The organism is Vibrio sp. ED002, assembly GCF_023277445.1.
GTDB lineage: Bacteria > Pseudomonadota > Gammaproteobacteria > Enterobacterales > Vibrionaceae > Vibrio > Vibrio jasicida.
The window spans coordinates 1,296,780-1,320,013 of sequence record NZ_CP080239.1 but is presented as its reverse complement, the minus strand read 5'-3'; the positions used below and the strand labels follow the sequence as shown (position 1 = coordinate 1,320,013).

The window sequence follows — 23,234 nt, the reverse complement described above, 5'->3', positions numbered from 1 at the left end:
ATTAGCTTAAATTTTGGGCTAGCTTAGTGATGTGTGCAATCAAAGCCAAGTGAGATTCTGAGGTTTCCCTTCTATGGCGATAGATGCCGACAGTACCCGGCTTGCGCTGTGATTCCACGGTTAAGATTTTCAACCCTAACGATTGTAAGTAATCGCTCAGGTGACTGGTATAAGACATCACGGCTATGCCACTTTTTAGTACATCAATACTCGCAAGTAACGAATCGACTTCGTAAGTTGGACGGTTATCAAGTTGCTGACGTTCCCTTTCGTTTTGCTTGGGAATTGGGTTGTCTAAAACATGGTTAAACTTTTTTGCATCATAGGTGACGGATAGGGCGGGGTATTCATGGAGCATTTGTTTCGTCACCATTTTACCCAAAAGTGGATGATTGGGAGAGACAAAGTAGGCGTCAACAGTTTGAAATAAAGGAATAAAAGTAACATCACACTTTGACGACAACCCTACAATTTCATGACCAATGAAGAATTCAATTTGTTCATTAATCAAAGAATCCATTAAACCCAAATGATTGCCAAATTCGACGTGTGTAGATGCGGATGGTTGCTGAGACAAATGTTCATCTAAGGCTTGCTTTACGAACAAAGGCCACCAAGCGTCCCCGGTTCCTATTTTTATTTTGCCGACTTGATACTGCTTCCTCTCTTCAATGCCTTGCATCATTTGATTATATTCGTGCTGCATTGCATCGCTATGACGATAGAGAATGCGCCCATACTCGGTTAGTTCCATACCATTTGCGTGTCGTTCAAATAACATGACACCAAGGTTGTCTTCTAGCTTTTTCAAGTTGTGGGTGACCGTAGGTTGGCTTAACCCTGCTAACCTTGCAGCTGCACTGATGCTTTTGCAGCGAGCTACAAGTAAAAACTGCTGAAGTGATTTATCCATACGTGTTACCCATAGTTTAAGTGGGAGTATTTTGCACAATAATATTTATAAATCACAAATTTAAAACCTCATTTATTCGAAGATAAATGCCTTTCGTAGATCTCAGTCACGTTCGGTTTAGTGGATATAGATGTTATCTATATCTGTTTACGGTTCGCCTATTTTTCGTTGAACCAATGGTTTCTTAGACTATCGCCCAAAATAACAATCTAAGGGATAACTATGAAACCAAGTATTATTGCGCTTGCTGTCGCGTCATGTATCGGTTTATCGGGCTGCGGTTCCGATTCAGATAGTCCGGAAGTAGTGGACAAACCAATTATTTCTGCCGACCTGTACTTACGTGGCTTAAATGGCGATTGGGGAACCGCCGAACACGCTAAGCTTAACTATTTAGGCAACAATGAATATGAGACGGTTCTGCGCGTCGCACGTGGTAGTAACCAATTCAAGATTGCCGATCCGGGTTGGCAAATTGAGTACACACACTTTTCAGATCCTGCTGTATTTGACCAGCCTCAAGACTATCTGCCTAAGCCAGAGACGAATGAAGCGTGCATGAACAATGACTGTAACTCGGAAATTACGTTTGCTGATAAAGGGTACTACAAGTTCTCAGTGAACTTTGCCAGTGAAAGTAGCGCAACGATGACGGTAACCAAAGCGACGCAGGCCGAAGCCGAGAAGTACTATTCTGATGCCATTATTGATCCAGCCATGGTGCATGAGGGGCATCAAAATAAAGAACTAAAACTGTTCCGAAACTACGATGACAGTAATGAAACGGTGACATTTTCAGTCAAGGATCCTAAAGCAGATCTACGTGAATTTGGCATCTCAACCACGACGGAACTGCGAGACGCTCTGGATCAAGGTATGGTGATTACGGAGAAAGAAGGGCCTCGCGTTGTATCTGGCGATCTCGCGTTTGATGCACTGTTCGCTTTGACGATGAAAGAGCTCGATCAACTTGCGGTTTCTGAAATCAAAGACGGCAATTACAACTACAACAAACCAATAAAGGCAGAAGTGTTTGAGACAGGTGCTAAGTGGCATTACGTTTGGACTCGTGATTTGGCATATGCGGCCGACCTTTCCCTTGCATTGATGAATCCTACGCGTGTTGAAAACGGTTTGGAATTCAAGTTATCAGCCTTCCGAGACTCAACAGATCAACAATACGATGGTGAGCAAATCGTCCAAGATACAGGCACTGGTGGCAGTTGGCCGATCAGTACCGATCGAACAACATGGGCGTTAGGGGCAGAACGTTTACTGTCGGCACTGGATGGCGAAGCTTACAACCAATTTGCAGAGCGCGCTTACAACGCAGTTAGCAACACGCTAGAAGCCGACCGTTTAGCGGCGTTTGATCAAGACTCAGGCCTTTACACGGGAGAACAGTCGTTCTTGGACTGGCGTGAGCAGACATACTCTACGTGGACGCCTGATGATGTTAATGCGATTGGTAGTAGCAAAGCGTTGTCTACTAACGTGGTTCACTATCGAGCAATGCGCTTAGCAGCGAAGTTGGCAGAGCAGTTTGACTCTAAAAACGCCGTCAAATATACCGATTGGGCGAATCAGTTGAAGCAATCAATCAATACGCACTTTTGGAATGAGAACCGCGGTATGTACGTCAGCTACCTGTTTGACAACGGGCAGGATATTGCGGTCGATAAATATGACATGCTAGGTGAAGCGCTTGCAATTATAAGTGGCATTGCCAGTGATGCTCAGGCGAAACAAATTATGGAAAACTATCCTCATAGTGAGTTTGGTGTGCCAGTTTACTTCCCTCAGCAGCCAGGTGTTCCTGTTTATCACAACCGCGCGATTTGGCCATTTGTCACCGCATATAGCTTGCGCGCTGCACATCAAACTCAAAACGTAGAAGCGGCGAACAATGCGATTCAATCTTTAGTTCGCGGTACCGCAACGAACTTATCAAATATGGAAAACTTGGAGTGGTTGTCTGGCAAATCGTTCATTATTCATAGCGATCATGGTGCAGATGCTTCTCTTGATGGCCCAGTAATTAACTCCCAGCGCCAGCTATGGTCGGTAGGTGGTTACCTCAATATGGTGGTCGAAACTATCTTTGGTATACACACTGAAACAGGACAATTGGAAGTTAAACCGTTCATTACAGGGTGGGTTCGCAATCAACTTTTTGCTCAATCAGATCAGATTACATTGGAGAACTTTAGCTTCAAGGGGAAAAACTACTCTGTGACGGTTCACCTGCCAGAAGTACAAGGTGAGTCAAACGGTTACTATCCAGTGGAAGAGGTGACGGTTGATGATGGCCACTACCAAGTCACCTTGGGTAGTCTTGTTGCTGACGACAGCAGTATAAAAGTGGTTGATGGAGTCAAACCTTACGCAACGGAAAGTGAAAAAGTCTTTTCTCCAAAAGAGCCTGAGCTCGATGTCGCTCGCACCAACAATAATGTGACGATTGGTGTAACTAGTGACTACAACATTAACTTGTACCGCAATGGTCAACTGATCCAAAGTAATGTTAACGGAAAAGAGTACAGCGATACCTTAAGCGGTTTTGCGTGTTATTTGGCTGAGAGTATTAATGAACAAGGCTTCCGTTCTAACCCAAGTGAACCGGTTTGTGTTGGCGAAGATATTCGCGTCAAACTCGAGGGTGATTACCAACCGCTAAAAGACGATGTATCGGTAGTCACTGTCAGCAAAGATAGTGGTGATGTAAATGGTCTGAGTGCTTTCACCGTCCCTACCAACGGGCAATACCAATTGGCGGCGTGGTATAACAATAACCTAGGTCAACTAAACACCGGTATTACTAACGCAGTGAAAGAGCTCGAAGTTCTCGACGAATCTGGTCAGTCAGTTGGTAAAGGTTACATTCAAATGGGCCATATTGGTGAGAACAAAGGTATGCGTTACTCAACACCGATTGAAGTTTCCTTGGAACAAGGCAAATCATACCGACTGGTTCTCAAAGACCATTTCAATATGAGTTACTTGAAATCTAATGAAACCTACATTTACTCAGGTGGCGTAGATGGCGAGATGAATGAAGCGCAGATTGCTGATATCCGCATCACACCGCTTCAATAACGTGAATTGAAGTTCTAAGAAAAAGCCGCTGAGATGATCAGCGGCTTTCTATTTAAGTAACCACTGGATGTTCGTTTTAACGTGAATGTTCAGAAAAGTGCTCACCAGCGCTTGGATTCTGACATGCTAATGGAGAGGTGGTCGATAAAGGCTCTTAATAACGGTGTGACTTGTTTACGTGTGCCATAGATGGCATGAACGCCTAATGTTTTTGGGTGCCATTCCGGTAACAGTTGAATCAGTTTACCCTCAGTGATCAAATCTTTCACGGTTGGGAAGGGCTGTAAGCTGATTCCGTTACCATTTAAAGCGGCAGCAAGCAGTACTTCCGGGGTATTCGCGCTGATATTGCCTTTGATGGAGACTGATTCATCACCGTTTGGTCCAGAGAATATCCACTCAGAACGACCAAAATAGCTAAAGGACAGACAGTTGTGGTGTCCTAGGTCTTGGGCGTTTAACGGTGCGCCTTTTTGTTCGATATATTTGGGGGACGCACATATCACCGAGCGGCATTCACCTAATCGCTTTGCTACCACATTAGCAGGCAACTCATTGGTGATGCGTATCGCAAGATCAATGCGTGATTCCACGAGGTTTACGGTTTCATCTGTCGACACAATATCAATCGCCACATCAGGCCATTGTTCAACAAAGCTTGTGATTGCATCAATGAGGAAGCTACTCACAATGGAATAGCTAGCGGTAATACGCAATTGACCTTTTAGGTTCACTCGATTTTGGTTTCGGATTCCGCTTAGGGATTCTTCAAGTGCAAGTAACTCTCGTGCAATCTCAAGCGTCTCTTTCCCTGCACTGGTTAAACTGAGGCTTCGAGTTGTGCGGTGGAGCAGACGAGTATCCATCCACTTTTCGAGCTCACCTAAATAACGTGTCACTTTAGTTCGCGAAAGATCGAGATGCTCAGCGGCAGCACTTAAGCTTCCTCGCTCTACGATCGTGACAAAGACATTCATTGCCTCAAGTCTGTCCATTCTGTTGCTTCACCTTAAGAAAATCACCGTCACAGTATATGTCCGGATTTCGCAACAGTGAAAGTTAATTTGCTGTCTATTTCATCTAAAACCAATCAAATAAGATGACCTCAACATGAAACGAGCCGCATGAGTTGGTTCTCTAACACGGAATAAGATGATGAATAAGCGTTCAATTACTCTACTGATCACCGCACTAGCGGCATCGAACTATGTGTCGGCTGCGGACTTAACGATTACCCACTACAACCCCGGTGAAAATGCGATCTTTCCTGCAAGCTCTGTGCTTGTTTCTGGTGAAAAAGAGCTGATGTTGTTTGACGCACAATTTAGCGTCAAAGACGGAAAAAAGTTGGTGGAACAGATTAAAAAGAGTGGCAAAGAGCTGTCGATGATTTACATCAGCAGCGGTGACCCCGACTATTATTTTGGCTTAGAGCCTATTGTTGCTGCATTCCCTGATGTCAAAGTGGTAGCGAGTGAAGCGGTTGTTAAACATATCGAACGAACAAAAGACGCGAAACTGGCGTACTGGGGACCTATTTTGGAAGAGGGGGCACCATCAAAAATTGTTGTGCCTACTGTACTCAATGACAGCACTCTGACGCTTGAAGGTAAGCGCATTGAAGTAAAAGAAATCAATACTCATGATGCTTACCTTTGGGTACCTTCGGAGAAGACGGTATTTGGTGGAGTATCGGTTTACAGTGGCGTTCATGTTTGGATGGCGGACACTCAGTCGAAACAAGAGCGTGCTCAATGGTCCCAATCGCTGGAGCGCATGAAAGCACTGAAACCAAAAAACGTCATTCCGGGACACTACCTAGGTGATATGCCGAAAGGTGTGGAAGGTGTTCAATTCACCATAAACTACATCGAAGATATTGAGCAGACGTTAGAAAAATTAAGCAAGCCATCTTCAAGCGAGATTTCGGCAGCGATGAAGGCTAAGTACCCTCAGTTTGCTGCCACAGAAGGCGATCTAGAATTGGGTGCGAAAGTGCTAAGTGGTGAAATGGAGTGGCATTAATCTAAGCCTACTATTCGCCATACTACCCAAAAACAGCCCCTCATTGTGAGGGGCTGTTGTCGTAATGGCGTTGCCACTCGTCGACGTGGTTTACGATGTGATTGCTGATGAGTGGTAAGTAATTAAAGGCGTGTTCAAAGCTTCAGAACAATTCTTGCCGAGTTACGTCACATACTGACACATTCAAAATCGGTACATGACCGATTAAATAACCATACAAAAAGTCATATTTTTGGTGTCACAGATGATTGGTGTATTTGTCCCCAATAAATACCTAGTCTAACGCGCAAATTATCTGTTAATTCATCACGGTGATGGACGTCATATAACTTGATACAGTTTGGCCAATTTAGTGTCTGTAGGGGTGTTAACACACTTCTTCATTGTCATAAGAGTCGAACAGTATGGTAAATGATGTGGATTTCACCTTTGATGTTTCTGGGTTCTCCGGTCCATTTAAAGTCGAAAGCTTCCGGATTACGGAAACAGTCTCTTCTCCCTTTGAAATGAACCTGACGGTGTTGTCCGACAACGATGCCATCACGTTTGAAGCCTTAAGCCGAAAAATGGGCGTCCTGAGCCTGTTTGGTCAAGGTGTAGGAACGGCTCGCCAGTTTAACGGCAGTATCTCTGAACTTCGTTACTTAGGCTCTGGTCGCCGCTTCTCGCGCTATCATATTACCTTGGTTCCACACCTCTGGTTTCTCACTCAGCGTCAGGACTGTCGCATCTTCCAGATGCAGGCGGTTCCCGACATCATTCGTCAGGTCTTTGATGACGCAGGAATGAGCGATTACCGCTTTGAGTTGTCAGCGCAATACGAAGCGAAAGAGTACGTTCTCCAATACCGTGAAAACGACCAGCATTTTGTGCAACGATTAATGGCGGAGCATGGCCTTTGGTATTACTTCGAGCATAGCGAGGCTGGACATACCATGGTCATTGTCGATAGCAACGATGCGATACCTGAGCTCATCAGTTCACCCACTAATGCTTCTTACCTAGGACCTGTGATTTATCATGCCCAAGGTGGTGGTACGCCAGATCGAGAACATATCTTCGACCTCGAACAAACGCATCGTACTCGCACTGGCATCGTTAGTTATGGCGATTACAACTATCTCACTCCGAAAATCCCACAAGGAAAAAGTGCGGATGAAGGCCCGAACTTTGATTTGCAGCGCTACGACTATCTTGGCCGTTATACTTCACCAGACTTAGGGCAGCAGCGTGTAACGGAGTGGATGTCCGAATACACAGTGGACAGCCATCAGATTGAAGCTGCGAGCGATATCATGCGTCTCACCGCAGGCTACAGCTTCGATATCAGCCAGCATCCTCGTTTAGGCATCAACCGTGATTACCTCATGTTGACGGTGATGCACACTGGCTTTAACCCTCGTGTGCATGAGGAAGAGTCGAGCGATGAGCCTACAACTTATCACAATCAGTTTGTCTGCTTACCACGAGATGTGACATTCCGTGCACCTAAAATGGCGTCACCTGTCGTTGATGGTCCTCAAACTGCCGTTGTAGTTGGTCCTGCGGGTGAAGAAATCTACACCGATGAATATGGACGCATCAAAGTTCAGTTCCATTGGGACCGTTACGCACAAAGCGATGAGCATAGTTCATGTTGGCTACGTGTCAGTCAATCAATGGCAGCACCCAACTGGGGAGCAGTCTATCTACCTCGTATTGGTCATGAAGTGATTGTGACCTTCCTAGAAGGTGACCCAGACCGCCCACTAGTGACGGGCGCGGTTTACAACGGCTTACACACGCCGCCATACCCATTACCAGAAAACAAAACGCGCACAGTGTTTAGAACCCAAAGCCATAAGGCTGAAGGTTACAACGAAATGTACTTTGAGGATGAGAGTGACCAAGAAGAGGTTCACTTCCGCGCTCAAAAAGACATGAAGACCAAAGTGCTCAATAACCGTTATCGAGACATCGGAAATGATGAAGAGTTAAAAGTCGGTAACAACCAAGAAAACAACATCTTAGGCGACCGTAAAGAAGTCATTGATGGGCATAAAACCTCCATTACTAAGCAAACCTTTATGGAGCAAGTTGAGGAAGATGTTCACGTCACTTACAACGCGAATGAATCCGAGAAAATAGCCAACAACCGAGACTTGTACATCGACGAAAATCGTCAAACTTTGATTGGTAAAGACGATTCACTGGATGTAGGGCAAGACCAAAACACGGTAATCATGGCATCGCGCTCTATTGATGTGGGGGCTGACGACACACATAGCATCGGCAATAACCTCAGTGTCGAAGTGAACGGTAACACCTCTATCCGCTCTGATGGCGAAACGGCGGTGGTCTCAGCGGATGAAATCAAGTTCCTCGTTGGTGCATCCAGCTTAGTGCTAAAGAGCAGCGGCAACATCCATTTAAACGGCACCTCCATTACCATTGATGGTGCGAGTAGTGTCACCGCAACGGGTGGAAAAGTAGACATCAACCCGGGCGGCGCGGCAAACGGCAACAGCAGCGTTTCTACAAGGCGTCCTAAAGGATTATCTATAGCGAAGAAAACACCACCTGTTATGTCTCCGGCCGCTTATAAAGGGTTTGTTGAAGATGGTGGCTTAATGCAAGAACTGTGTGATTGTGGGAGCGGTAAAACATGTCAAATACACAGCTAAATCCAAACTGGCGAATTCAAGGTAATGCCCAACCGAACCTAATTACGAATCAACAAGCGTACGCGATTATCGAACCTCTTCTTTGGCCTGAATGGAAAAAGAAATTGGAGGCGCATCTTGAGTCATTCGAGGCTATCCCGTTGATGGCTGGTACTCGTCTATCACACCTCAATGAGGGGCCTGTCTTAGTTTTTATCGGGTCATCAGAAGAGGCACTTCAGGCATGCGTAGCTAAAATGAGCCAGACACCTTGTGGTTGTTTGGTTTGGAGTTCGCCATCTCACTCTTCTTCGGAGGTCGCAGCTTCATTGCGTCAGCGTCTCTTTGTGTCGCGCAATCAAGGAGAAGCATTGTTTCGATTTTATGAGCCCAGAACTCTAGTACCTTTAATGGCAGCATTAAGTGATGAGGAGCGACGACAAATGTTTCCTTTACTCTCATCTCTACATTGGCATAGCAAACAATGGTTAAGTATTAACTTATCCCACGCTAGTGAGGCTACTACGTCAATTCAACCTTGGACACTCTCGCAAGAACAACTGAGCACAATGCAAAACATTGCGCAGCAATGGTAATGGACGCGTTTCATGAGTAACAAAACCTACGTAATTAAACCCGGTGACACCCTTATTGGCATCGGTATCGAACAAAGTGTTAACTTCAACATCTTGTTAGAACTAAACCCCAAGTACCAACCAAATCCTGATTTAATCCAAGTTGGCGATACCTTAATCCTTCCTGGTCAGGAAGAGGAAGATCCTATCCCTGTCGAGTTTCCGGTAGAGCCAATCGCCAAAATATGTCCAAAAGAGAAAGGGACAATTGTGGCGCCGCCTTTGTGTGAACCAAAGGAAATTGAAGATATCATTTTTGCCACGGGTGAATCAGCGAACCGATTCTATTGCCTAACGAAAGAATCGGTGGAAAAGCTTGATAAGGAAATCGAAGAAACGACGAAGTTATTTCAATGCTACAGTGACCTAGTCAATCAAGCTCCAACGGGTAAAGAAACATGGGCTGAGTTGGAAAAGCATACTCAAAAGCGAGAAGCCTTATGCGCCGACCTGATATACGCAGGCATATTGCCAGATCCCAGCCGTAAAAATCCAGCAAGTGTCAAAGCAGAACAGTCTCAAAAAGAGAAGGTTGAGCGAGAAAAAGCTTTAGAAAACCAGCGAATGGCTAACGCTAAAGTAACCGAGCTAAAAAGGCGAATCCGCTACATTGAGGAATACTCAAACTGGTTTGGCACTGAAGGCTCTGCCATTGAACTAAAAGAGCGTTTGACTGCGACAGTCGTACCAAACCTTAAGAAAGAGCTTGCGAAGTGGGAAAAAATGGCCAAAGTTCCACCAACCAAAGAGAGCTCTTCTGGCAAGCCTGTTGATGCTAAAAAAATGGCGGTAAAAGAGAGAGCATTGGATGGCATTGTAACAAATACTGGGGTTAGAGAGTTGTACTCGATTAATCGCGGCGTTTACACCTATGTTCGAGAAGCATTCTTTCAAGAGGAAACAACCGTTCGTAACAGTTGGCGAAATACCTCGAATACTAACAACGCAAACCGAGCATTACGTACGGGAAAAATCAAAGAATTTGGTAAAGCTATCGCTGACGATATCACCAGCGACCTTGAGCAGAAAAAGCTTGCTCCTGATATTAAAGCCAATCTTGCGAAGTGGCAGGCGCCCGGCGGAAAAATTGCTGAATGGAAATCGACGGATACACTTTTACGCGACGATGAAGGCAATACAATGTTTGCGGTGAGTTCTGAGGCGCAACTTGGTCGCTGGGGAATGCAAGCGGCCGTTGATGCTGAGTTAAACCCATTTGAGAAAGATGAGCACGGTAATGCGAAAGGAAACGTAGATTTAGGTGTAGGTGCTTCTGCGGGCTTTTCTGCCTTTGAAGCGGCCATTACGGCAGAAGTCTTCTTACCTAGCGATGCGGGTTATACGCCATGCTTAAACTACACTGATGCGAATGGTCAATTAGCCGTGCACTCCTTTGGCAGTTTTCGCTTTAATGCCAAAATGAAAGTGGGTTGCTTTGTGGGCGTAGTTGCGCAAGTAAAAGGCGATGCCAGTAACAGAAAACCGGAAACAGGTGATGATGTTGGGATATTGTTTGATCCCCATGTCAGTATGGGCAATGCAGGAGGTGGTCGGATTGGCATCAAGGCCAGTGTTTTTGGTGGTGGCCAGTTAAGTGGTGAGTTTGCAGGTGGCGTTCAATGGAAAGCGCCAGAAATAGATCAAATCACAAACTTTAACTCTTTGGCTGAAATTCAGACCGAAGGTAATGTTTCCGTTGGTGGTGGTTATAACGCAGATTTTGAGATCTATCTAGATGGAGCACAGTTTTTCCTTAAGATCTCAGCCAAACTGGTTTGGGGAGCTGGTGGAGGTGGCGGTTTTTCGGTCGCTATCAACGCACAAGAAATCTGGGACCTCACAAAAGTAATCTGGCAAGGACTTCAGTATGTAGATTACCGGATGCTGAAGAACATCAATAGCCAAGCATATGAATACTTGGCTGATGCTGCTTATTTTGCATTTACTGCCGCTGATTTTATCAAATCTCCAGATGATGCCCTTAAAATGGCAGTTACTGCTGGGAAAGCTAGTATTGATTTTATAAAGACTGAGAGGAAAAAGTCCCTAGCTCTTGAAAAAGAAGCCGCCACTCTTTCCGATAGGATTTTAAACACATCGACACGCAGCGGTGTACCGTTTGATCAGCTTCCGCCGGAAGCAATAGGCCGAATGCTAGATACTCTTACTCGAACGTTTCTTTTAAATTGGGAAGAAAAGCAAGAAGACGCTATTTGCACTCTGCTGTCACAAAGTACTTACAGCTGGCACAAGTTTGAAGAGATCTTAGCGAGAATGAATGAAAAGGGAGAAAAAGAACGTGGGGAGGATACTCTTTTTAATAACATCCAACGTCTAAATGCCATTCTTGATGGCTCTCAGCAAAATGAGTTTAATAGGTGGGTGGCATCATTAGCTGAAAAGAACTTAATTAAAGAGGTAGCAAATATCCCATTTGATCCTTACAAAGGTAAAGCCTTTGCACGCAAGCTAGCTCATGTAAATCAGCAATATGCATCAATCTACGGTGGCTCTACTCCTAACCAATACGTTTAAATATTGGCCCTTTCGGGCCAATATTATTTGGAAATCGGTTTTGAATCGTGAATCGTACAACGGAAGCTGTGGGTTGGGGAGTAAGCTTCAAGAAGAGTATTCTCTCCGTAGCGACCAAAGGTCATCTTGTTACTCCTATTATCACGTAGGACTTTTTGCGTTCCTGTACTTGGTCCTACGGGATTCCTTTCCGCGGAGCGTAGATAGTAGTCTTTTTCGTACCAATCATTAACCCACTCAGAAATACCATTACTCATTCCATAAATGCCTAGTGGATTAGCTGGCCATTGACCAATATATTCTTCACTACTCGTACTACTATTTACTTCTGAAGGGAGTATATCTATATATTTACCCATATCTGGATCAAAATATTGTCCTTCAGTTAGAGAACGATAACCATCATTGGTTGCATAATAGTAATGCTGTCCGCGACTCCTTGCTGCATACTCCCACTGCGCTTCAGTCGGAATATCAAATTCTAAAGTGGAAACTTTGCCTAACCACTGACAGTAATCCTTTGCCTCTTGCCAAGATTTTGTATATGCAGGCTCGTTGTGTTTTAAGTTGTATTCAATAGCTTTTTTATATTTTTCATCAGTGCGCTTCATAGGTTTAGATTTTAAAGGAATAACACTAACGAAGTTGGTTAACGCGACGGGTAAGTTACTAATCTGGCGCATCCACTCCATATCCATAAAGCTTGTTTCATATTTTGAGATCAAATAGGAGTCGAGTGTCACTTTGTGCAAGTACTGAGCACCAAACATACTACTCGCAAAATGACTTAAACACTGCGCATCTGGAGACCAATCTAAACGGTTTTCAGTTTTCGTTGGGAAATCACAATCCATCTTGAAATCTCCCATATCAAAGCTGCCACCTTCGACGAACACCATGTTCTCGATCGCTCGTACCACCACTTCTGCCGCTTTCTGCTTCTGCTCCGGAGTTGCTTCTGGGTAAAGCTCATTGATATTCGACGTTATCGTATCGATTTGCTTTTGTGAAACGGTCTCGCTAGACAGCGCAATTGCAGAACTCTCGCTATTGCACGCAACTAATAAAGGAAGCGCACAAGCCATACCTAACCATCTGTTTTTCATTTGGTATTCCTTTTACTTTATGGGCATATTTTACGCAAAAATAAAAGGAGAGAACAGTTTCAAAGCGACTGTATAACTAGTTATAACGACTGCGTTCCTGCTTTTGGGCGAGTAGATTCCAAACGCGCTGGATAAAACAAAGCCGCTGGTATTATCAGCGGCTTTGTCGTTTTAACTCGTTATCTAATTACTTAGCAGTTTGCGGACGTGGCTTACGACGTTGTCCTGATGGCTTATTGCCTGACGGTTTACCGTTTGAAGGCTTTGCGCCAGCTGGCTTGCCGCTGTTAGGCTTGCGGTTACCTGATGGTTTGCCACCGTTACCGTTTTTATTTGCGCCCGGTTTGTTCGCTCCAGACTGGTTGCTATTCGGCTTGTTACCGCTTGGCTTGCCGTTTGAACGAGCTTGACCGTCACGATTGCCTTTTGGTTTACCAGCGCCGCCTTTACCTGCTTCACCTTTGCCGTTTTTGTTGTCGCTGTTGAAGCGACGCTTTGGTTTGTTGTTACCGCCGCTGTTTTTCTTCTCAGCGGTTTGACTGTTTTCACCTTCTGCTTTTGGCTTCTTAGGCTTTTTCGGTTTCTTAGGCTTGATTGGGCGAGTATCCAATTTAGATTCTGGAACCACATTGGTTGGTGCAAAGCCCGCTAGCTCTTTACGTGGAAGCTGTTGTTGAATCAAACGTTCGATGGCAAAAAGTTCTGATGCTTCAAGTGCGCACACTAGAGAAATCGCTTTACCAACTTCTCCAGCACGGCCTGTACGACCGATACGGTGAACGTAATCTTCTGCCACTTTTGGTAGCTCGAAGTTAACCACTTGAGGAAGCTGAGGAATATCGATACCGCGTGCAGCGATGTCTGTTGCTACCAGCACACGAATCTCGCCAGATTTAAAATCAGCCAACGCTTTAGTACGAGCACCTTGGCTCTTGTTACCGTGGATCGCTGCCGCTGGTAGCTTTTCGTCCACTAAGAATTTCGCCAGGCGGTTTGCACCGTGTTTAGTGCGAGTGAAGACCAGTACTTGTTTCCAATCACCATCTTTGATCAGTTTTACCAGCATCGGCGCTTTCTTCTTCACGTCTGATGGGTAAATGCTTTGCTCTACAGTGCGTGCTGTCGAGTTTGCAGGGTTCACTGAAATCTCAATCGGGTTGTTCACAAGGCCTTTCGCAAGGTCACGAATCTCATTAGAGAATGTCGCAGAGAACAGTAGGTTTTGACGTTGCTTAGGCAGCAAATCAAGAATCTTACGAATGTCGCGGATAAAGCCCATATCCAGCATGCGGTCCGCTTCGTCCAATACGAGTACTTCTAGTTGGTCGAACTTCACCGCGTTTTGGCTGTAAAGATCCATCAAGCGGCCTGGGGTTGCAACCAATACGTCAGCACCTTTACGTAGACGCTGCATTTGTGGGTTGATCTTAACACCACCGAACACAACAGCACTGTTTAGCGATAGGTGACGGCTGTACATGAACACGTTTTCTTGTACTTGAGCTGCAAGTTCACGCGTGGGTGTAAGAATAAGTGCACGAACATGATTACTACGAACGCGAGGGCCGTTTGACAAGCGTTCTAGGATTGGCAGCGTAAAGCCCGCTGTTTTACCCGTACCAGTCTGCGCTGCTGCCATGACGTCTTTCCCTTCCAGAATTGCAGGAATTGCTTGAGCCTGAATTGGCGAAGGGGTGTCGTAGCCTTTTTCCTGAATAGCTTTAAGGATTGGAGCAGATAGACCTAACGAGGTAAAACCCATATGTATGATTCTCAATTGTTGAGTTAGATAACAAGGCGTCGAATTTATGTGCGACGCGAAAAGTGCGCCATTCTGAGGCTTTTAGGCGTCGGCTTCAACTATTTCTGTTACCGATGAATACTTGATCCAGATCTCACTTCCGAATCGGTGACAGCGGCTGGGGATGACCTCTTTGTGTTTTTAAAATAGGTGGAGGTGGGACTTTATTGGGGCTGTTACTATATTTTTCTTTTGAATCATAAGCTTTGGTTGTTTTTCAATGTCTCAGTGAAAGTCAGAGACTTGGTAGTTCAGCTCACTTATCCAAAATTCATTGTCTAGGTGGGCTTGCATCATTCTTTTTTGTTGTCCGTTTTCTAGAGTAATAAGATAGAGTCCGGACGTGAGTCCTTCGACCATATAAAAGCCATCCTTCTCTATTTTACTTGAGAATTCCATATCGTTGGCAATGTGTTTGAAATGGAGATAGCTGTGGTCTTCAAGTGGGCCTTCGATTGCTCCATCAATACCAAAAGAGGCGATCAAGACCACGGATATTTGTGTAACCCCCGCTTGGCGAGTATTGACTAGAATGGGATTGTGTTGCGTTGTTAAGTTGAGGTCGAGGGCGCTCTCATCAACATGGATAGAAAGGCTATCGTGGGCAGGAACTTGATGGAAAACAAACTCGCCGTTTTCATCACTCATCGCGAATTGGTCAAGCACACGCAAATTGACATTTGGGATCACATTGCCTTGTTGATCGACGACGGTGCCGACGAGCTTGGCATAACTGTATTTGCTCCAATCTAATATTTCGGCAATGTTGTCGTCGAAATGGCTGCGAATCCCGGCCTCCGTAGTAAGCTCAATACCATAATGTTCGTGGTTGCCGAACAGTTTTATTTTGAAGTTTGAGTTTACGCGTGCTTCTAACGTTGCGGATAATTCAACATCGTTATTGGTATAACTGGCAGACAGGTTCGACATCACTTCTTCAAAATACTGCCCATAGTTAATCCAGCAATCGGTACAAATATTTCGCAACGAAGCTTCAGTTTGTTCAAGAGAACCGGATTTATCCCATGCTCCTTTTACACGCCATGAGGTATCAGAAAAGCCATTCTTGGCGAGCTCAATAGTATGTAAAAAGTCGTCGATATTTTCTATCTGGTCGCGTGTGTAATTGGATTCAACGCGGAGAAAAAGGTTACGTGCAATTTTTGCACTGAGTTGAGGTGAGATTTGGTACTTATCATCTTCACGTCTTAAATCAAGGTAGGCGTTATAGTAAGGGCCTGAAAAGCTGTATTTTAAAGCGTCATACAACTCGAAATCCCGCGTGAAATTCACCGTCTTGTTGAGCTCTAAGCTTAACGATTGTGTGCGACCAAACTGCATATCCAACTCAATAGGAAAACGTTGTAATTCAGGAATCCAGCCCACATGCATTGCAAGCCAGTGGCGTGGGAGATAGCGTGTTTGGAAAGCCAAGAGCGTGTCGTGGTCTGCAATTAACGCGGTGCTGCCAAAAGTGAGGTAATCATCAATGCCATATTCCAAAATACCTGCGCCAACTTTTGCCTTTTCAAAGTCGGCGATGAGATCTATCCCCCATTGCCCTTTTGGAAGGAAGCCACCATCCAAACCTGCGATAATTACTTCCTCTTGCTGCCAAACACCTTTGGCCAAGTAATAACGGAAAGTGAGAGTATCGCCCGGTGCAATGTTACTTTCTTCTATCACAAAGCGACCAAAATCATCAGAGCGGTATGAGCTTTGATAAACCCCGTTGACTAAAAGATCGATGTTGATGTTTGGCTGGGTTGTCCTTTCCAATTGAAGGTTGCCAAATTTTGGCACCGTTTTGTGGTTGGAGTAGTGAAAGCCATTTTCTAGAATCACAGGATTCGAGTAGAGACCACCATCCAATAACACATGTCCAAGTTCAACTCGGTTGTGGTTGTCTGGTTGAGCGATTGTGATGTTGTAGTATGCCACTGGATGATCTTCTCGTGAATCTACAGACATTTGGCCAATCCAATTTTCTGTACTCAATAGAGAATCGGAGAGCAGGTGTCCTCCCTCCTTGTTATCGCTCTCATATGACGTGGTTGCGGAAAGGCGAGTGGAAAAGCCCAACGTTGATAGCGGTCTGACTGAGGGTTGTCGCGTCAACTGTTCGAGTCGTTTGGCTCTATCTCGAGAATCACGTTTGAGTTTTTGAATTTCCTCCTCTAATTCAGAGGGGGATTTATAGCCCTTGTCGATGATGAGTTGGTAGTCTTCGATATACCAACGAGCTTTAACGGGTAAGCAGTCATTAAGGCTACGCCAATGGATAAGCCATTCCTCTTCATAAAAAAGGATCTGGATAGGCTGTAGCGTTGAATTTGATCGGTAACATACGTGACGGCTTAGGTCGATAATGAAAGCGGGGGTTTCTCGTGCCACGTCTTGCGGTAGGTGTATTTCACAACGCTTATGAACGCAGTTTCCGTGCATTTCCAATAAGTAAGCAATACTGCTCTCGATAGGCAGGTAGGGCTGTTCCTCGTCATCCATCATAACACGATAAAAACTGTCCCCCACATTACCCAAACGAACCTCGATGTGAGCAGGATACAAGGCTAACTGCGATGGCTCGTTGGCGAATAACGGAAAAGATAGGGCGAAGATCATCGACAAACACAGCCCAATGTAACGTAGTCTCATTCTCGTTAGATTGGGCTTAGTACGTGAATTGATGTAAGGCTGGTTACAGGGTGCATTCGTGTAGTGATTGTTCGTCTTGTGTGATAAGAATCTTACTCTTGGCCGGAAGTCGTTTCACGAGCTCAGATTGTCGAAGCAATACCAGCCTCTCTTGATGATTATCGGTGTTGAGCATCGCATTAAATTGATATTTGCCTTTGTTTTGGATGCGTAATTCACCTTGTTTACATTGGATGGATACGTCTTGTTGAACCTCGCCGCGTTGTGCGTAAACTGGGATGTAGCTGTTTACTCGGAAGTCGAGAGCAAAAGAGGGCCCAGAGCTTTGAGCGTCTGCGGTTTGGCTTTGAACCAAAGTGATAGGAGAGAACCACAAGTAAGCTCTATATTCGCCGTTGTCTTTATCTGCTGGTAAAGCGCTAAACCTCAAGCGAATCGTACGTCTTTGGTTTGGCTTTAACTCTCGAATGCTCGGCGGAGATACTTTGATCCACTTTGCAATATCTTCCGTTTGCGCGATGTCTTTGTCGGTGCGGGTGACACCTCTCGAAGTGATAGAGCGATAAACTGGCTTAATTTCAAGCCTAATGGGTTTGTCTGAGTTGTTTTCTACGATGATCTTCTCTGTCACTGATTGATCCGCATTCAGCACCAAACGGGTGGGAGCAATCAGCAATTGCGCATAGCTGGGGAATGAGACAAATATTGTCGTGAGTAATAGAACTAGGTGCTTCATCGATAATTAACCTCAAAAGGAATGGTGCCAGAGTAGCTGCCTGCTGGAAATTTTGCGCCTATCCGAATTTTTGCGCCGATACACAACAATTTGCTTCTTCCGTTGCTGTTTATTTTTGCGCGCCCGCGTTTAGATAAACCACACCCATAAAAAATTCGACGAACCTTAATTTTTCGAGATGATTTGTCATGATTAAGGTATTGGTTTTTAGGTACGGTGACGGTAATTTTTCGCCCCGGGTCACCGTCTACATAAAAACGGACAACGTAAAGTTGACTGTGGGTTGGGTTGGAAACTGCATTTTGACCTCGTCCAGATAAATATATTCCTGGGAAAGTGATATCCATATTTTCTGGGACGATCGTCAATGCCAAGCAACTTTGATGAGTTAATAAAAATAACCCTAAATAAAAAGCGACTTTTAATGGCATGATATTCTTATTTTGATAATGGCGGCATTAAAATATTGCCACCATTTCAATAAACAATACTATTGATTACTGGTAAGTAACATCAACTGGAACGCTAGCAGAGTATGTACCAGCGACAAGCGTTGCTGTTGATACTTGTGCTGTGCCACCAATTTTAAGCTCAGCAGTTCCACCTGTTAGTGTCAACGCAGGAGAGAAGTCAAAGGTTGCTGCAACGTTGTTTGCGCCATTTACAAGGTTAGTACCAGAGATAACAACATCAACCACTTCGCCAGCGCCGCCGTCGATAGTGAATGTTGCAGCGCCCGCATCACCTTGGGCAATGACAACATCTGTTGTACGGTCTGATGTGATAATACCGAAATCAAGATTAGACGTTCTGGTCATAGTGATCGCTTGTTTTACTTCTAACGTTGCGTCGAAAGTATCGCTAACGGCAAAAGCATTCATTGATGAAAAGGTGATAGCAGATAGCGCAGTAACTTTTACAAATGTATTCATTTCTTTACCTGTTGTGTTTTGGTTTGAGTAAAATATTCTTATATATGAGACAAATAACTAGGGGTTGGTATATTTGTCAGTTAAATAAAATACACAGAAAGCATAGCTTGTAAAAATATTTCTATAATTAGATAGTTTATATATAAATAAGTTGAACAACGGTCACATAAGCTATTAGCGGTTACTAATTAAGCTGGTATTATATTGTGGCTAAAAAATTTAAATAAATTAACCATATAAATAATGTGTAGTTATTAGTTGCATAAAAATAAGGTGAATATTATTCAATATAAGTATTATCAAGCTTTAATGAAGAGGATGTTAATGTAGGCTTTAATAATTAAGGTGTAGTGATTGAGACATAATTAAATTTAATCTCTGTTATAACATTAAATACTTATACCCAAGTAACCTCAAGATGCTAGGTTCAGCGAGAGTGGCTTGGTTTGTAGACGCGGCGGCGATTTAAAGGTCTAGTGGACCTAAATCAAGAATCGGCAACAAAGTATACAAACCAAGACAACTCGCCCTTCGGGAGCGTGTCATTGACCCGACTTCTGTGTCAAACAACTTGGAAAGAGCTGGCTATTACGCTGCGTTGTTTTCCTTGATCTCGAATCAATGACAGCGCTCTGAATCCTGCATCTTGAAGTCACTTGGGTATATAATATAGTGCTGGTGGTAAATAAGGCTCAACCCTTATGGTCGACATAAGCAAAAGCACTATTTGAGATGCAGTGTCGGAGAGACTTTCCCACGCTCTGTGATTAGCTCTCAAAAGAGATGAGAGCTTATTATGAGAGTCTAGTCTTGCTTGGCGCGATCTAAAAAAGTTTGAGTGATGAGCTGAAACAAGGCATCCACACTCGGTCTTTGTTCAATATGGTTAAATAGGGGGGGTGTGAACATCACCGCGAATATGATCGGCATGGCCACACAATTGATTGCACAGTTTTACCGGTTCAACGATCTTTTCTACGTCCGCATCAATAAGAATGCAGGCCTGAGAGAGCACCACTTGCCCGCCTCCCTTCTTCAGTAAGACTCGTTGTGCGGTTCCGACCACTTTTTGTCCATTGATGTTTAGGTTGTAGTCCCCATCACAATATGAGTTTGGTGTTGCGTGCACATCAACCTTCACACCGAGTTGTTCAAAGAAAACCTCTAGGACAGAACATAAGTCGAGATACGCTTTTTTGATGTCGTATGGCTGACCTTCTGGCCAATGATAAATATGTGAGAGATTAATGATTCCTGGGACTTGCGGGACTGGTGCACCCCCCGTTTTTCTTGAGAATAGCTTCCAGCTTGTGTCTTCAAGGCCTTGTTTAAGCTCATCCGAAATTAGCCACTTTTTTCCTGCCGGAAGAACCAGTGTTGGGCTCTTCACTTGCCATAACAGTAGGACTTGAGAGAGTTGATCCGTCTGCACGAGTTTGATCAGCTCATCTTCTTTACTGAAAACATCTGCGACTTCAGTGCATTGATAGCGGATCAGTTTATTTTTGGAAGCCAAATTCAGTCCCTCTTTTCATCTACCCTTCAGTTTTACTCCAATTCCTTCACAAAATCCAATCACAACTCTGTTTTTGTTTGAAAGTAAATGTTCATTAAAAACATTAAGTTAAAAACTTCATGTGCAAATATCGAGTCAGGTTTATAATTTGCCTTTAATGCAAATGTTGCGTATGCAATTATTGTTGTGTAATCTTTGTTTTGTACCGCTACTCACATCAAATCAAAAAAGAGAATACTGCTATGAAAAAGAAACTCGCTTTAGTTCATCGACTTGCTTCTATCAGTGCCTATCTATTGATCATGAGCTTTTTCACTAGCACCGTACTGGTGGAGTTGTTTGGTAACCACCAAACCATTTTGGCAGTAAAAACCTATATTTCTTATGCGATTTGGGCAGTCGTACCATTAATGGCCATCACTGGAATTACTGGTGCTAAGATGGCACCGAATGTGAAAAAAGGGCCTTTAGCTGCGAAGAAAAAACGCATGCCTTTTGTCGCCTTGAATGGTCTGCTGATTTTGGTTCCTGCTGCAATTTACTTAAAGTACTTAGCGGGAATGGGTCAGTTTGATACCATGTTCTACATTATTCAGGGGATTGAGTTGCTTGCTGGCTTCATCAATCTTACCTTGATGACGCTGAATATTCGTGATGCTCGCGCATTAAAGGCATCAAGAAAATCAATGCTTGTGTAAAGCATAAAAAATTTTTGTTGTTCATTGCTTAAACGATAAATAGAATCCGCAGTCTATTTAATTCTAAGGCGATGAAATTATGAAAAAGTTAATGACTGGTGCAGCATTAGCAACGTTATTAACTGGTTGTGTGACGTTCCCAACACAAGAATCAGAGCAAGTAAAAGTGATTTGGGATGATGTAAATGCAATCGAAAACTGCCAACACCTTGGTACAGTAATGGGCTCAGAAGGTCACTTCTACGATTACTGGCTCCATGCAGACAAAGACATGGTTTGGGGCACATTAAACCAAATGCGCATAAAAGCAGTGGAATTGGGTGCAGACACGCTTTACTTGTATCAACCTCTGGGTTTCTCAAGCTCGGTCACTATGTTCGCTAACGCGTATCAATGCCAAAACTAAGCTTGGAACAAACGAATAAAAAGCAGACTGTCGACAGTCTGCTTTTTTGCTTTATGCCCCTCAATTTCAAAGGGGCTGCAAGGAACGACAGGACAGGCCGTTCTTGAATTTTAGTTCAAGCTTGCGGTCGCCATAGCAACGGAATCGGTAAACGATACACTGAATGCGTCATCGGTATTGAGCACTTTGGCAGGAAATTCCAAGCTTAGCTGAGTTTGAGGCGCAACTTCAGATTCTACACTGGTAATGAATTTCCGAGTTTCTCCAGGAGAAATCGTCAGGTCGCTGTTTCCCTCTGGACCAAGTTCAGCAATACCAATGGTTGCTAGGCCATTACCTTCACCATCCACCAAACTCAACAGTGATTCGGATTTGTAAATCAACTCGCCTTTATCGGTTTGGTACGCTCTGAAGGTGTTAAAGCTTGGCTGTAAATCGCCTTGTGTTGCTAAGTTGGTCACAGAGAAAGTGACATTCGAGCCGTCAAATTTTTCGACTTTGACTAAGACATTCGCATCTTGGTAACGAGCGGCTGCCGCAGCGGTTGCCAGCTCTTTCTGTCTTTGTTTCTCGCGTTCAACTTCAGCGATACGCGCTTCTTCCTCTGCAATACGTGTTTCTGCCATCGCGTAAGACTTATCTACCATCGCCAGTAGGGCAGGGATAGAGTAAGCAGACAAGCCCTCTAAGTGATCGAAGTCGATCTTCGCGTGAGTGGTCATGTTATTGGTCGAGAACTGACAGTGACCATCAATTAAGCTCACGAATGCGACTTCATATGTACCTTGTAACTTGCTTACTTCAACGCCGGCCTTCTCTATGTTGGCACGCACTTGTTTGATTTCTGCCAGCGACTGCTTAGGTAATGGGCCGTTTGGTGATACGTCGTTAGCCACAGAGACTAATGCTTCGGTCACGAATGGATTGTTTTTCTCTGGAACGACGGTAGTTACAAGGTTAGCTTGAGTAATATCTTCCCCAAGTAACACCGTCATTTTTTGCGATGCAGCGGTCTTATTACCGGCGAGAACGTCGCTACAGTTCGGTGAGTTGCTTGCATTTGCAGATGTTGCAGCAACGAGTGATAGCATGGCGGACAAGCCAGTGATGACGAGTCCTTTCGATGGTCGATTGTTCATCCTGATAACCCCTCTGGAATATGATGCGCTCAGCTAACGTTTGTTGCCCAACTTAGTTGGGATAGCGACATTCAGAATGGTTGTAGTTGCGTCCTCGCCACGTTCATCTTCACAAGACTGTTTAGTTGGCTTTTTCTGCCCAACTCTAAATCGCGATAAGCCGTCACGATCAAAAGTGTTTGAATTCGTCGATGATGCTACAAGGTCGATGTCTTTTTTCTGAAAGATAGACGTAACTTTTCCAAGCTTCAAATCCGTGATCGAGATCTATTTTTTGCGATGGTGCGAGGATCAAGAGAAAACAGACACTTAACGTAGAGAGTTGATTTTGAGAGAAAAAAATAAATTTTTTTGGGAACTTTTTGAAACGCTGCCTTTGAGACTTAATTCGCATCTCAA

The 23,234-nt window shown here is 44.3% G+C and carries 17 protein-coding genes and 1 pseudogene; 7 read left to right on the top strand and 11 right to left on the bottom strand.

The window, feature by feature from the left end; genetic code table 11:
• Position 1 precedes the first annotated feature (1 nt).
• Positions 2 to 913 carry a LysR family transcriptional regulator gene (locus tag ITG12_RS22545; protein WP_248874095.1) on the bottom strand — a complete coding sequence of 304 codons (912 nt, stop codon included), beginning with the start codon at positions 911 to 913 and terminating at the stop codon, positions 2 to 4.
• A gap of 222 nt (positions 914 to 1,135) precedes the next feature.
• Between ITG12_RS22545 and ITG12_RS22540 the strand changes: the two genes are divergently transcribed.
• Positions 1,136 to 4,009: an amylo-alpha-1,6-glucosidase gene (locus tag ITG12_RS22540; RefSeq protein ID WP_248874093.1), complete on the top strand. Its 2,874-nt coding sequence runs from the start codon at positions 1,136 to 1,138 to the stop codon at positions 4,007 to 4,009.
• 101 nt (positions 4,010 to 4,110) lie between these two features.
• On the opposite strand, the gene ITG12_RS22535 is transcribed toward ITG12_RS22540, so the two are convergent.
• Positions 4,111 to 5,004: a LysR family transcriptional regulator gene (locus ITG12_RS22535; protein ID WP_038876694.1), complete on the bottom strand. Its 894-nt coding sequence runs from the start codon at positions 5,002 to 5,004 to the stop codon at positions 4,111 to 4,113.
• Between the two features lie 160 nt (positions 5,005 to 5,164).
• On the opposite strand from ITG12_RS22535, the gene ITG12_RS22530 reads away from it, so the two are divergent.
• From ITG12_RS22530 to ITG12_RS22515, 4 genes are all read left to right on the top strand, one after another.
• Positions 5,165 to 6,034, top strand: a complete 870-nt coding sequence (locus ITG12_RS22530) for a Vmh family MBL fold metallo-hydrolase (RefSeq protein WP_248875076.1) — start codon at positions 5,165 to 5,167, stop codon at positions 6,032 to 6,034.
• Positions 6,035 to 6,438: 404 nt separating this feature from the next.
• The gene (gene tssI / locus ITG12_RS22525; RefSeq protein WP_248874091.1) at positions 6,439 to 8,697 is read left to right on the top strand and encodes a type VI secretion system tip protein VgrG; all 2,259 of its coding nucleotides are present in this window, start codon (positions 6,439 to 6,441) and stop codon (positions 8,695 to 8,697) included.
• The gene (locus tag ITG12_RS22520; protein WP_052478998.1) at positions 8,679 to 9,272 is read left to right on the top strand and encodes a DUF4123 domain-containing protein; all 594 of its coding nucleotides are present in this window, start codon (positions 8,679 to 8,681) and stop codon (positions 9,270 to 9,272) included. Before tssI ends, ITG12_RS22520 begins: the two co-directional genes overlap by 19 nt.
• A 12-nt stretch (positions 9,273 to 9,284) precedes the next feature.
• Positions 9,285 to 11,846 (top strand): LysM domain-containing protein, encoded by a 2,562-nt coding sequence (locus ITG12_RS22515; protein ID WP_248874089.1) that lies wholly within the window; start codon positions 9,285 to 9,287, stop codon positions 11,844 to 11,846.
• Between the two features lie 23 nt (positions 11,847 to 11,869).
• Here the strand turns inward: ITG12_RS22515 and ITG12_RS22510 are convergent, their stop codons facing one another.
• From ITG12_RS22510 to ITG12_RS22480, 7 genes and pseudogenes are all read right to left on the bottom strand, one after another.
• Complete coding sequence (locus ITG12_RS22510; RefSeq protein ID WP_248874087.1) at positions 11,870 to 12,952, bottom strand: SUMF1/EgtB/PvdO family nonheme iron enzyme; 1,083 nt, start codon at positions 12,950 to 12,952, stop codon at positions 11,870 to 11,872.
• 187 nt (positions 12,953 to 13,139) lie between these two features.
• The gene (locus ITG12_RS22505) at positions 13,140 to 14,714 is read right to left on the bottom strand and encodes a DEAD/DEAH box helicase (protein ID WP_248874085.1); all 1,575 of its coding nucleotides are present in this window, start codon (positions 14,712 to 14,714) and stop codon (positions 13,140 to 13,142) included.
• A gap of 264 nt (positions 14,715 to 14,978) precedes the next feature.
• The gene (locus ITG12_RS22500) at positions 14,979 to 17,408 is read right to left on the bottom strand and encodes a carboxypeptidase-like regulatory domain-containing protein (RefSeq protein ID WP_248874083.1); all 2,430 of its coding nucleotides are present in this window, start codon (positions 17,406 to 17,408) and stop codon (positions 14,979 to 14,981) included.
• Positions 17,409 to 17,451: 43 nt separating this feature from the next.
• Positions 17,452 to 18,144, bottom strand: a complete 693-nt coding sequence (locus ITG12_RS22495) for a DUF916 domain-containing protein (protein ID WP_248874081.1) — start codon at positions 18,142 to 18,144, stop codon at positions 17,452 to 17,454.
• Complete coding sequence (locus ITG12_RS22490) at positions 18,141 to 18,575, bottom strand: DUF4402 domain-containing protein (protein WP_248874079.1); 435 nt, start codon at positions 18,573 to 18,575, stop codon at positions 18,141 to 18,143. The genes ITG12_RS22495 and ITG12_RS22490 overlap by 4 nt, the downstream gene beginning before the upstream one ends.
• Before the next feature lie 66 nt (positions 18,576 to 18,641).
• Positions 18,642 to 19,076, bottom strand: a complete 435-nt coding sequence (locus ITG12_RS22485; protein ID WP_248874077.1) for a DUF4402 domain-containing protein — start codon at positions 19,074 to 19,076, stop codon at positions 18,642 to 18,644.
• Positions 19,077 to 19,880: 804 nt separating this feature from the next.
• A pseudogene (locus tag ITG12_RS22480) lies at positions 19,881 to 20,592 on the bottom strand (lipoate--protein ligase).
• Between the two features lie 242 nt (positions 20,593 to 20,834).
• On the opposite strand from ITG12_RS22480, the gene ITG12_RS22475 reads away from it, so the two are divergent.
• On the top strand, positions 20,835 to 21,290 hold the full coding sequence (locus ITG12_RS22475) for a hypothetical protein (protein ID WP_038865089.1): 456 nt from the start codon (positions 20,835 to 20,837) through the stop codon (positions 21,288 to 21,290).
• 79 nt (positions 21,291 to 21,369) lie between these two features.
• Positions 21,370 to 21,696 carry a DUF4156 domain-containing protein gene (locus ITG12_RS22470; RefSeq protein WP_038865090.1) on the top strand — a complete coding sequence of 109 codons (327 nt, stop codon included), beginning with the start codon at positions 21,370 to 21,372 and terminating at the stop codon, positions 21,694 to 21,696.
• A 110-nt stretch (positions 21,697 to 21,806) separates the two neighbouring features.
• Here the strand turns inward: ITG12_RS22470 and ITG12_RS22465 are convergent, their stop codons facing one another.
• Together ITG12_RS22465 and ITG12_RS22460 are read right to left on the bottom strand one after the other, a co-directional pair.
• A complete protein-coding gene (locus ITG12_RS22465; protein ID WP_038865092.1) occupies positions 21,807 to 22,835 on the bottom strand; it encodes a hypothetical protein in 1,029 nt (342 codons plus the stop codon).
• A 33-nt stretch (positions 22,836 to 22,868) separates the two neighbouring features.
• Complete coding sequence (locus ITG12_RS22460; protein WP_039974807.1) at positions 22,869 to 23,087, bottom strand: hypothetical protein; 219 nt, start codon at positions 23,085 to 23,087, stop codon at positions 22,869 to 22,871.
• Positions 23,088 to 23,234 lie beyond the last annotated feature (147 nt).